Origin of the sequence: Streptomyces capoamus (assembly GCF_014654935.1) — a bacterium.
GTDB classification, from domain to species: Bacteria; Actinomycetota; Actinomycetes; order Streptomycetales; family Streptomycetaceae; genus Streptomyces; species Streptomyces capoamus.
In genome coordinates this window covers 182052-192467 of sequence record NZ_BNBF01000008.1, presented here as the reverse complement: position 1 = coordinate 192467, position 10416 = coordinate 182052, and the positions used below count along the sequence as shown (strand labels likewise).

Genomic DNA, 10416 nt, shown 5'->3' with positions numbered 1-10416 from the left:
GTTCTGCGGCGCAACCCGCTCTTCGCGGCACTCGACGACGAGCAGGCCGCGGAGCTTCGCGCCTCCATGAGCGAGGTGACCCTGGCACGCGGCGACTCCCTGTTCCACGAGGGAGACCCCGGGGACCGGCTGTACGTCGTCACCGAGGGCAAGGTCAAGCTGCACCGCACCTCCCCCGACGGCCGCGAGAACATGCTCGCCGTCGTCGGCCCCGGCGAGCTGATCGGCGAGCTGTCGCTGTTCGACCCGGGTCCCCGTACGGCCACCGCGACCGCGCTGACCGAGGTCAAGCTGCTCGGCCTCGGCCACGGCGACCTCCAGCCCTGGCTGAACGCCCGCCCCGAGGTGGCCGGCGCCCTGCTGCGCGCCGTGGCCCGCCGGCTGCGCAAGACCAACGACGCCATGTCCGACCTGGTCTTCTCCGACGTCCCCGGCCGTGTGGCACGCGCCCTGCTCGACCTCTCCCGCCGCTTCGGCGTGCAGTCCGAAGAGGGCATCCACGTCGTCCACGACCTCACCCAGGAGGAGCTGGCCCAGCTGGTCGGCGCCTCCCGCGAGACCGTGAACAAGGCGCTGGCGGACTTCGCCCAGCGCGGGTGGCTCCGCCTCGAGGCGCGGGCCGTGATCCTGCTGGACGTGGAGCGGCTCGCCAAGCGCTCGCGCTGACACCGGTCACGGGGACCGTACGACCCGGGGGCCCGCTTCCCGGAAGCCGGCCCCCGTTGTCATGACCGGCGCCGGCCCGCCCGCCCGCGCCGAAATCCGACCGCGCGGGGCCGCGGTGGACGGCACAGTGGCCCCATGACCGTGCTCCCCGCCCCCAAGGGCCTCGACAGCCGGGGCCGGCTGGTCCGCGAAGGCTCCCTCGCGCGCGTGCGGCCCGCGTTCGCCCCGGTGGTGGCCGCCGTCCGCGACCGGCTGCCGGCCGTGTTCGGCGCGCGCCTGCACAGCGCCTACCTCTACGGATCGATCCCGCGCGGCACCGCGCGCGTGGGGCGCAGCGACCTGGACCTGCTGATCGCCCTGCGCGAGGAACCGGCCGACGCCGACCGGGCCGCCGTACGGGCCCTCGGCGAGGGCCTCGACCAGGAGTTCCCGCAGATCGACGGCGTCGGCACGCTGCTCCACGGCCGCGCGCGCCTGCTCAGCGACCTGGAGCGGTACGACCTGGGCTGGTTCGTCGCCTGTCTGTGCACCCCGCTCGTCGGCGAGGACCTCGCCGAGCACCTGCCCCGGTACCGCCCCGACTCGCTGCTGGCCCGCGAGACCAACGGCGACCTCGCGCGGTGGCTGCCTCGCTGGCGGGAGCGGATCGCGCAAGCGGAGGACACCGAGGAGGCCCGCCGGCCGCTCGTCCGGTTCATGTCCCGGCACCTCGTCCGCACCGCTTTCACGCTCGTCATGCCGCGCTGGCAGGGCTGGACCAGCGACCTGCGGGAGATGGCCGAGGTGTTCGGCGCCTACTACCCCGGGCGGGCCGCGCAGCTGCGCACGGCGGCCGCGTACGGCTACGAGCCCGTCGGCGACCCGGAGGTGCTGCGGTCGTACGTCCACGAGCTGGGCCCCTGGCTGGCCGACGAGTACGCGCGCGTGCACGGCGTCAAGGCACCCCGGCCCGACTGACGCGTCCCGGGCGGATCGGCCGGGACCGGCCCCGCCCGGACCGGCGTGCGGTGCCGGGTCCGCGAGCCGGCGTGATCCGGGCGCCGGGCCCTAGATCAGCCCGTGCTCGCTCAGGTAGTCCATCTGCGCGCGGACCGACAGTTCGGCCGCCGGCCACAGCGACCGGTCCACGTCGGCGTACACGTGGGCGACGACCTGGGCCGCCGTGCGGTGGCCGTCCTCGACCGCGGTCTCCACCTGGGCGAGCCGGTGGGCGCGGTGGGCCAGGTAGAACTCGACGGCACCCTGGGCGTCCTCCAGGACCGGCCCGTGGCCCGGCAGGACGGTGTGCACGCCGTCGTCCACCGTCAGGGACCTCAGCCGCCGCAGTGAGTCCAGATAGTCGCCGAGCCGGCCGTCGGGATGCGCGACGACCGTCGTACCGCGGCCCAGGACGGTGTCGCCGGTCAGGACCGCCCGGTCGGCCGGGAGGTGGAAGGACAGCGAGTCCGCGGTGTGCCCGGGGGTCGGTACGACCCTCAGCTCCAGGCCGCCGACGGTGATCACGTCCCCGGCGGCCAGGCCCTCGTCGCCGAGCCGGAGCGCCGGGTCGAGGGCACGCACGCGCGTGGCCGTCAGTTCGGCGAACCGGGCGGCGCCCTCGGCATGGTCGGGATGACCGTGGGTGAGCAGGGTCAGGGCTATGCGCTTGCCGGCCTTCTCGGCCGTGTCCACGACGTTGCGCAGGTGGCCGTCGTCCAGCGGGCCGGGGTCGATCACCACGGCCAGGTCGGAGCCGGGCTCGGCGACGATCCAGGTGTTGGTGCCGTCCAGGGTCATCGCGGAGGCGTTCGGCGCCAGGACGTTGACCGCGCGTTCGGTGGCCGGGCCCGAGGAGACCGTGCCCCGGGGCTGGCCCGGCAGCACGCTTGCGTCGGTCATGCGGGGCCTCCACCGGTGGTCTCAGCGGGCGTCGGGACGGTCGTCGGGGCGGGCGCCGGGGCGGTCGGGACGTGCTTGGTGAACTCGTCGTGCCCGGGCCAGGACAGGACGACCTCGGCGCCCTCCAGGCGGGCCCGGGCCAGCACCGGGGTCATGTCGCGCGCGGGCGCGGCGGCCAGCGCCTCCGCCGCGCTGCCGTACGGCAGCAGCTGGCGCAGGGTGGCGACGGTGGGCGGCATCATCAGCAGTTCGCCCCTGTCGTACCCGGCGGCGGCCTCCCCGGGTCGGATCCACACCGTGCGGTCGGCCTCCGAGGAGGCGTTCCGGGTGCGCTGGCCCGCGGGCAGAGCGGCCACGAAGAACCAGGTGTCGTAGCGGCGGGACTCGAACTCCGGGGTGATCCAGCGGGTCCAGGCACCCAGCAGGTCGGAGCGCAGCACCAGGCCGCGCCGGTCGAGGAACTCGGCGAAGGACAGCTCGCGCGCGACCAGGGCGGCACGGTCGGCCTCCCAGTCGTCGCCGGTGGTGTCACCGACGACCGAGTCCGGGTCGGGCCCGGCGAGCAGCACGCCGGCCTCCTCGTAGGTCTCCCGTACGGCGGCGCAGACGATCGCCTGGGCGCCCGCCGCGTCGACGCCGAGCCGCTGCGCCCACCACGCGCGCGGGGGGCCCGCCCAGCGGATCTGGCGGTCGTCGTCACGCGGGTCGACGCCGCCTCCCGGGTACGCGTACGCGCCTCCGGCGAAGGCCATGGAGGCGCGTCTGCGCAGCATGTGGACGACCGGTCCGGCCGGGGTGTCCTTCAGCAGCAGCACCGTGGCCGCGCGCCTGGGGGTCACCGGGGTGAGCGTGCCTGCCGCGAGCGCGCGGATGCGGTCGGGCCACTCCGGGGGATACCACTGACCGTTCGCCATGGCCGGAGGCTATCCCGTGTAGGGCGAATGTTCGAGAGGTACCCGAGGTCAGCGGGGTTACTGGGCGAGTTCCACCTGGATCTCGACCTCGACCGGCGCGTCCAGCGGCAGCACCGCGACACCGACCGCGCTGCGGGCGTGCACGCCCTTGTCGCCCAGGACCTCGCCGAGCAGTTCGCTGGCGCCGTTGACGACCCCCGGCTGGCCGGTGAAGTCGGCCGCCGAGGCGACGAAGCCGACGACCTTCACCACGCGCGCGATGCGGTCCAGGTCACCGGCTACGGACTTCACGGCGGCCAGTGCGTTCAGCGCGCACGTGCGGGCCAGCTCCTTGGCCTCCTCCGGCGTGACCTCGGCGCCCACCTTGCCGGTGACCGGCAGCTTGCCCTCCACCATCGGCAGCTGGCCGGAGGTGTAGACGTACGCGCCGGACTGCACGGCCGGCTGGTAGGCGGCAAGCGGCGGTACGACGGCCGGCAGGGTCAGGCCCAGTTCGGCCAGCTTGGCCTCGACCGCGCTCACGCCGGGTTCTCCTGCTTCTCGCGCTTGAGGTAGGCCACGAGCGACTCCGGGTTCGGGCCCGGCACGACCTGCACGAGCTCGTACCCCTGATCGCCCCAGCTGTCCAGGATCTGCTTGGTGGCATGGATGAGCAGCGGCACGGTCTGGTATTCCCACTTCTTGGTCATGGGGGCGACTGTAGCCGCTGCGGACCGGGCGGCCGGCGGCCCACCACGGCCCCCGTTGTCCACAGCCTCCCGCGTGAGTGTCGGCCGGACTGGTTAGGCTCGAAGACGTGAGCAGGCTCCAGGTCGTCAGCGGCAAGGGCGGGACCGGAAAGACGACGGTCGCCGCCGCACTCGCGCTGGCCCTCGCGACCGAGGGGAAGCGGACGCTTCTCGTGGAGGTCGAGGGCCGGCAAGGCATCGCACAACTCTTCGAGACCGAAGCACGTCCCTACGAGGAGCGGAAGATCGCGGTCGCTCCGGGCGGAGGCGAGGTGTACGCCCTCGCGATCGACCCGGAACTGGCCCTTCTGGACTACCTCCAGATGTTCTACAAGCTGGGCGGCGCCGGCCGGGCCCTGAAGAAGCTCGGCGCGATCGACTTCGCCACCACCATCGCGCCCGGGCTCAGGGACGTCCTGCTGACCGGCAAGGCGTGCGAGGCCGTGCGCCGCAAGGACAGGTCGGGGCGGTTCGTGTACGACTACGTCGTCATGGACGCCCCGCCGACGGGCCGCATCACCCGCTTCCTGAACGTCAACGACGAGGTGGCGGGCCTCGCGAAGATCGGCCCGATACACAATCAGGCGCAGGCGGTCATGCGCGTGCTGAAATCGCCGGAGACGGCGGTGCACCTGGTGACACTGCTGGAGGAGATGCCGGTCCAGGAGACCGCCGACGGCATCTCCGAACTGCGCGCGGCCCGGCTCCCGGTGGGCCGGGTCATCGTGAACATGGTCCGCCCGGAGGTGTTGGACGCGGCCGACCTGGAACTCGTACGGACCGTGAAGCGTTCATCGGTCGGGCAGGCGCTCTCGGCGGCCGGGCTGGGCGGGGCCCGGGGCGGCGGGAACGCCGAGAAGCTGGTGGACCCGCTGCTGTACCAGGCCGCGGAGTACGCCGAGCGGTACGCGCTGGAGCAGGAGCAGCGCGCGGTCCTGACCGAGCTGGGCCTGCCACTGCACGAACTGCCGCTGCTCGCCGAGGGCATGGACCTCGCGGGCCTGTACGAACTCGCCACCGAGCTGCGGAAGCAGGGGTTGTCATGAGTCCGGACCCGGCCGAGGCCCCCGAGACGGCCCAGGCAGCCGAGGCGGCCGAGGCCCGCGAGACGGCCGCGGAGCCGAGGACGGCCCCCGAGGCGGAGCAGGGCCGCCGCCTCTCCCCGGTGCGCGTGCTGGACGTGGACCCGCTGCTGGACGACCCCGGAACCCGGATCGTGGTGTGCTGCGGCGCGGGCGGGGTCGGCAAGACGACGACCGCGGCGGCCCTGGGCCTGAGGGCGGCCGAGCGGGGCCGCAAGGTCGTGGTCCTGACCATCGACCCCGCCAAGCGGCTGGCCCAGTCGATGGGCATCGACTCCCTCGACAACGTGCCCCGCCGGGTGAAGGGGACCGAGGGCGGCGGCGAGCTGCACGCCATGATGCTCGACATGAAGCGCACCTTCGACGAGGTCGTGGAGGCGCACGCGGACTCCGAGCGGGCCGCCGCGATCCTGGCGAACCCCTTCTACCAGTCGCTCTCGGCGGGCTTCGCGGGCACGCAGGAGTACATGGCGATGGAGAAGCTGGGCCAGCTGCGGGCGAAGGACGAGTGGGACCTGATCGTGGTCGACACCCCGCCGTCGCGTTCCGCGCTGGACTTCCTGGACGCGCCGAAGCGGCTCGGCTCCTTCCTGGACGGCCGGCTCATCCGCCTGCTGACCGCCCCGGCGAAGCTGGGCGGCCGCGCGGGCATGGCGTTCCTCAACGTCGGCATGTCGCTGATGACCGGCACGCTGGGCAAGCTGCTGGGCGGTCAGCTGCTCAAGGACGTCCAGACGTTCGTGGCCGCGATGGACACCACCTTCGGCGGTTTCCGCACCCGCGCGGACGCCACCTACAAGCTCCTCCAGGCGCCCGGTACGGCGTTCCTCGTGGTGGCGGCCCCGGAGCGGGACGCGCTGCGCGAGGCGGCGTACTTCGTGGAGCGGCTGGCCGCGGAGAAGATGCCGCTGATGGGCCTCGTGCTCAACCGGGTGCACGGCAGCGGCGCCGGCGGGCTGTCGGCCGAGCGGGCCCTCGCCGCCGCGGAAAATCTTGAGGACCCCCGCATTGTCGATCAGAGGGACGGGAAAGCTGGACTTCGTAACTCTCCCGACACGTACGGCAGTTCACCACCCCCCGCATCCGAGACCGCAGTCGCCGCTTCCGAGGAAGGCTCCCCCGCCGACGAGGAACGCTCCGTCGACCGGCTCACCGCGGGTCTGCTCAGGCTGCACGCCGACCGCATGCAGCTGCTCTCGCGTGAGCAGCGCACGCGGGACCGTTTCACCGCCCGCCACCCCGAGGTGGCGGTCGTCGAAGTACCCGCGCTGCCCGGCGACGTCCACGACCTGGCGGGCCTGCGCGACATCGGGGCCCGACTGGCAGCCGGGCGCCCGGAGGAACCGTAGGCCGCGAGCGACCACGGCTACGACTACGGGCACGGCTGCGGCTGCGGCTGCGGCTGCGGCTGCGATGGCGGCTGCCGTTGCGCCGCGGCTCCGTTGCGGCTGCGCACGCGGCGAGCTGCCGTCCGCGCCCTGACGCGACACACGCGGGCGGCATACGACATGTGGCATGTGGCATGCGTCACGGCACCGTACGACGTGCGTCGCGGGCGCGGGTGGCGGTTCAGGCAGTCATCGCAGGCGTACGCGGGCAGTCCGCACTCGGCGTCCGTCACTGCTGCTCGTGGCCGTCACCGGCGGCCGTCAGCAGTGGACGCGTCGCGCGCGGCGGACGGGCCTCGCGCGCGCGATGATGACCGGCGCGTCGCGTGCGCCGACGTGCCCAGCCGGATGGGTGCCCGAGGGCGCGCCCTCAGCTCACCGCCGCGTAGTGCTCGTACACCTCGTCGCTGTCGAGGGACACGATCCCGACGCCCCGCTCGTACTCCGAGCGGGCGGTTTCCAGCAGCCTGCGCCAGGAGGTGACGGTGGGCCGGCGGCGCAGCAGCGCGCGGCGCTCCCGCTCCGTCATGCCTCCCCACACGCCGAACTCGACGCGGTTGTCCAGCGCGTCCGCCAGGCACTCGGTGCGTACCGGGCATCCGGTGCACACCGCCTTGGCCCTGTTCTGCGCTGCTCCCTGAACGAACAGTTCATCCGGATCGGTAGTGCGGCAGGCAGCCTGCGCACTCCAGTCGGTTACCCAGCCCATACCGGCGCCGTCCTCTCCCGAATCGAGGCTCCCCCACGGCGGCAGCGGCATATTCACCGCCGCCAGTTGAGGACGTTACGGAAGGTGGGGACAGCGCAACACCCCCTGCGGGCCCAATCTTGAATGGCCCGAACGGACTATGGGTAAGCGGCAGATCACCCGCGGGAGTGACCTGGCGACATGCGTGATCATCCCGGCGAACCGGGACAGTCGTGGTACGTCACACCGGGGCGCCAGGCGACACACGCGGCGGAATCGGGCTTTTCCCGAGGGAAGCGGGGGGTGGCTCCCTGCGGTTCTCGGGCTGCGTCCGAACGATTCGGGGTCGCGGGACGTATAGCTGATGACCGCACTGCTGTGACAGTTGAGAGCAGCTTAGGCCAAGGCCTGGGCGCGTGTCCGGCGAATGGGAACGAACGCGGACCCGCGCTTTGCCGTGCCGTGACACGGTCGCTCCTTCGGAACGCTCAACAGTACGGATTAGGCTGCCCCCATGCCAAAGAAGCGCTCGGGCGGCGGTCTGTCGCCCATGCAGCAGGCCGCCAAGTTCCTCGGGGTCAGTGTGCTCGCCGGAGCCGTGATGGCCGGCATCGCGCTGCCCGCGGCCGGCGCGCTGGGCCTCGCGGCCAAGGGCTCGGTCAAGAGTTTCGACGAGATCCCGGCCAACCTGAAGAGTCCCCAGCTGAGCCAGCGCACCACGATCCTGGACAACCAGGGCAGACAGATCGCGACCGTCTACTCCCGCGACCGTACGGTGGTGGACCTCAAGGACATCTCGCCGTACGTGCAGAAGGCGATCGTCGCGATCGAGGACTCGCGCTTCTACAAGCACGGCGCCGTCGACCTCAAGGGCGTCCTGCGCGCCCTGAACAAGAACGCGCGGGAGGGCGGGGTCGCCCAGGGCGCCTCCACGCTGACCCAGCAGCTGGTGAAGAACTACTTCATCGAGGAGGCCGGCGACGACCCGACCAAGGTCGCCGAGGCCACCCAGCAGACCCTGGGCCGCAAGATCCGCGAGCTGAAGTACGCGATCCAGATCGAGGACAAGCTCGGCAAGAAGAAGATCCTCGAGAACTACCTGAACATCACCTTCTTCGGCGAGCAGGCCTACGGCGTGGAGGCCGCCTCCCAGCGGTACTTCTCCAAGCACGCCAAGGACCTGAACCTGCAGGAGTCCGCGCTGCTGGCCGGCATCGTCCAGTCCCCGAGCCGGTACGACCCGGTGAACGACGAGGCGGAGGCCACCAAGCGGCGCAACACGGTCCTGCAGCGCATGGCGGAGCTGGGCGACATCTCCCAGAAGGAGGCCGACCAGGCCAAGGAGAAACCGCTCGGCCTGCACACCAGCCGCCCGAAGAACGGCTGCATCACCGCGGTCAAGGGCGCCGGCTTCTTCTGCGACTACGTCCGCCAGGTCGTCCTCACCGACCCGGTCTTCGGCAAGACCAAGGAGAAGCGGGCCAAGCTCTGGAACCAGGGCGGTCTGACGATCCGCACCACCCTCGACCCGCAGGCGCAGAAGTCCGCGCAGGCGTCCATCAAGGACCACGTCTACAAGAGCGACGCCGTGGCCACCGCCGCGGCCATCGTCGAGCCGGGCACCGGCAAGATCCTCGCGATGGGCCAGTCCCGCCCGTACGGCGTCAACGTCAAGAACGACGAGACGACGATCAACCTGTCCGTCAACTCGGACATGGGCGGCGGCGCCGGGTACCAGCCCGGCTCCACCTTCAAGCCGATCGTCGCCGCGGCGGCCGTCGAGGGCGGCAAGCCCCCGACGCAGGAGTACTCGTCGCCGTACGAGATGGCCTACCCGAGCCCGGTGTCCGCGTGCAACGGCAAGCTGTGGCGGGACGACCCGTACAAGCCGACCAAGCTGACCAACGAGAACGAGTCGGAGCGCGGCCCGTACGCCATGAAGGAGGCGACCGCCAAGTCGGTCAACACCTACTACGTGCAGCTGATCAGCGACATCGGCATCTGCCCGGTCGTCGACATGGCCAAGAGGATGGGCGTGCAGCGCGCGGACGGCCGCAAAATCCAGCAGGCCCCGTCCATCGCGCTCGGCACCCAGGAGGTCTCGCCGCTGACCATGGCGAACGCGTACGCCACCTTCGCCGCGCGCGGGATGCACTGCACCCCCGTCGCCATCGCGTCGATCACCCAGAAGGTGGGCAGCGACCAGAAGTCCCTGCAGGTGCCGAAGTCGACCTGCTCGCGGGCCATGTCGGAGAAGACCGCGGACACGGTCAGCACGCTCCTCAAGGGTGTGGTCGAGGACGGCACGGGCCAGGAGGCCGGCCTCGGCAGCCGGCCGAGCGCGGGCAAGACGGGTACGACGGACGAGCGCTTCGCGGCCTGGTTCGTCGGCTACACCCCGAACATGGCGGGCGCGGTGTGGGTCGGCGACCCGCAGCACAAGCGCAAGATGACCAACATCACCATCGGCGGCATCCCGCACGACAAGGTCTACGGCGGTGAGGTCCCGGGCCCGATCTGGCGCGACATGATGAGCGGCGCCCTCGAGGACAAGCCCGTGGAGGACTTCCACCTGGTCGACATCCCCGACGCCACCCACGAGGGTGGTGATCAGGGAAAAGGACGAGGGGGGACGGACGACGGCAACAACGGGGACACGACGGGACAACTGATCGGCGGACTGGTCGGGGGACCGGCGGACGGGGGAACGACGGGCGCGGCCGCCACGGGTGACACCACCGCCGGCGCCCTCGGCGGCACCTTCCCGACGCCGACGTTCTCCATCCCCGAGAACTTCATCCAGGGCCAGGGCAACGGCGGCAACAACGGCAACGGCAACGGGGGCGGCCGGAGGTAACCGGCCACCGGTACGACGGCGGGGCCGCACCCTGAGGGGGGGTGCGGCCCCGCGGCCGTACTCGCGGCGGCTCGGCTCGACGTCGTACTCACAACGGTTCGCCTCCGGGTCGTACTCGCGGCGGCTCGGCTCGACGTCGTACTCACAACGGTTCGCCTCCGGGTCGTACTCGCGGCGGCTCACCCCGAGTCGCGCCCGAGGCGGCTCACCCCCGA

At 72.0% G+C, this 10416-nt stretch carries 10 protein-coding genes; 5 read left to right on the top strand and 5 right to left on the bottom strand.

The window, feature by feature from the left end; genetic code table 11:
• The coding region (locus IE312_RS15420) for a Crp/Fnr family transcriptional regulator (protein ID WP_189982112.1) at positions 1-666 on the top strand (666 nt) is incomplete at its 5' end.
• 135 nt (positions 667-801) lie between these two features.
• The gene (locus IE312_RS15415; RefSeq protein ID WP_189982110.1) at positions 802-1623 is read left to right on the top strand and encodes a nucleotidyltransferase domain-containing protein; all 822 of its coding nucleotides are present in this window, start codon (positions 802-804) and stop codon (positions 1621-1623) included.
• 90 nt (positions 1624-1713) lie between these two features.
• Here IE312_RS15415 and IE312_RS15410 read toward each other — a convergent pair whose 3' ends face one another.
• The 4 genes from IE312_RS15410 to sp36 are packed head-to-tail and all read right to left on the bottom strand — an operon-like array spanning position 1714 to position 4147.
• Complete coding sequence (locus IE312_RS15410) at positions 1714-2544, bottom strand: MBL fold metallo-hydrolase (RefSeq protein WP_189982109.1); 831 nt, start codon at positions 2542-2544, stop codon at positions 1714-1716.
• The gene (locus tag IE312_RS15405) at positions 2541-3458 is read right to left on the bottom strand and encodes an NUDIX hydrolase (protein ID WP_189982107.1); all 918 of its coding nucleotides are present in this window, start codon (positions 3456-3458) and stop codon (positions 2541-2543) included. Before IE312_RS15405 ends, IE312_RS15410 begins: the two co-directional genes overlap by 4 nt.
• 57 nt (positions 3459-3515) lie before the next feature.
• On the bottom strand, positions 3516-3980 hold the full coding sequence (locus IE312_RS15400) for a RidA family protein (protein WP_189982105.1): 465 nt from the start codon (positions 3978-3980) through the stop codon (positions 3516-3518).
• On the bottom strand, positions 3977-4147 hold the full coding sequence (sp36, locus tag IE312_RS15395) for a Sp36 family protein (RefSeq protein WP_189982103.1): 171 nt from the start codon (positions 4145-4147) through the stop codon (positions 3977-3979). Before sp36 ends, IE312_RS15400 begins: the two co-directional genes overlap by 4 nt.
• A gap of 107 nt (positions 4148-4254) precedes the next feature.
• On the opposite strand from sp36, the gene bagA reads away from it, so the two are divergent.
• Both bagA and bagB read left to right on the top strand, forming a co-directional pair.
• Positions 4255-5232, top strand: coding sequence for an ATPase BagA (gene bagA, locus IE312_RS15390; protein ID WP_189982101.1), 978 nt, complete (start codon positions 4255-4257; stop codon positions 5230-5232).
• Positions 5229-6617: an ATPase BagB gene (gene bagB / locus IE312_RS15385; RefSeq protein ID WP_189982100.1), complete on the top strand. Its 1389-nt coding sequence runs from the start codon at positions 5229-5231 to the stop codon at positions 6615-6617. The genes bagA and bagB overlap by 4 nt, the downstream gene beginning before the upstream one ends.
• Positions 6618-7026: 409 nt before the next feature.
• On the opposite strand, the gene wblA is transcribed toward bagB, so the two are convergent.
• A complete protein-coding gene (gene wblA, locus IE312_RS15380; protein ID WP_189982280.1) occupies positions 7027-7365 on the bottom strand; it encodes a transcriptional regulator WblA in 339 nt (112 codons plus the stop codon).
• A 493-nt stretch (positions 7366-7858) separates the two neighbouring features.
• Between wblA and IE312_RS15375 the strand changes: the two genes are divergently transcribed.
• Complete coding sequence (locus IE312_RS15375) at positions 7859-10201, top strand: transglycosylase domain-containing protein (protein ID WP_189982097.1); 2343 nt, start codon at positions 7859-7861, stop codon at positions 10199-10201.
• The last annotated feature ends 215 nt before the right edge of the window (positions 10202-10416 follow it).

What these genes read in the sequence shown, in the direction of transcription:
- bagB (WP_189982100.1), top strand. Translation starts at nt 5,229, where the DNA reads ATGAGTCCGGACCCGGCCGAGGCCCCCGAGACGGCCCAGGCAGCCGAG.
- IE312_RS15410 (WP_189982109.1), bottom strand. Translation starts at nt 2,544, where the DNA reads ATGACCGACGCAAGCGTGCTGCCGGGCCAGCCCCGGGGCACGGTCTCC.
- IE312_RS15375 (WP_189982097.1), top strand. Translation starts at nt 7,859, where the DNA reads ATGCCAAAGAAGCGCTCGGGCGGCGGTCTGTCGCCCATGCAGCAGGCC.
- sp36 (WP_189982103.1), bottom strand. Translation starts at nt 4,147, where the DNA reads ATGACCAAGAAGTGGGAATACCAGACCGTGCCGCTGCTCATCCATGCC.
- IE312_RS15415 (WP_189982110.1), top strand. Translation starts at nt 802, where the DNA reads ATGACCGTGCTCCCCGCCCCCAAGGGCCTCGACAGCCGGGGCCGGCTG.
- wblA (WP_189982280.1), bottom strand. Translation starts at nt 7,365, where the DNA reads ATGGGCTGGGTAACCGACTGGAGTGCGCAGGCTGCCTGCCGCACTACC.
- IE312_RS15405 (WP_189982107.1), bottom strand. Translation starts at nt 3,458, where the DNA reads ATGGCGAACGGTCAGTGGTATCCCCCGGAGTGGCCCGACCGCATCCGC.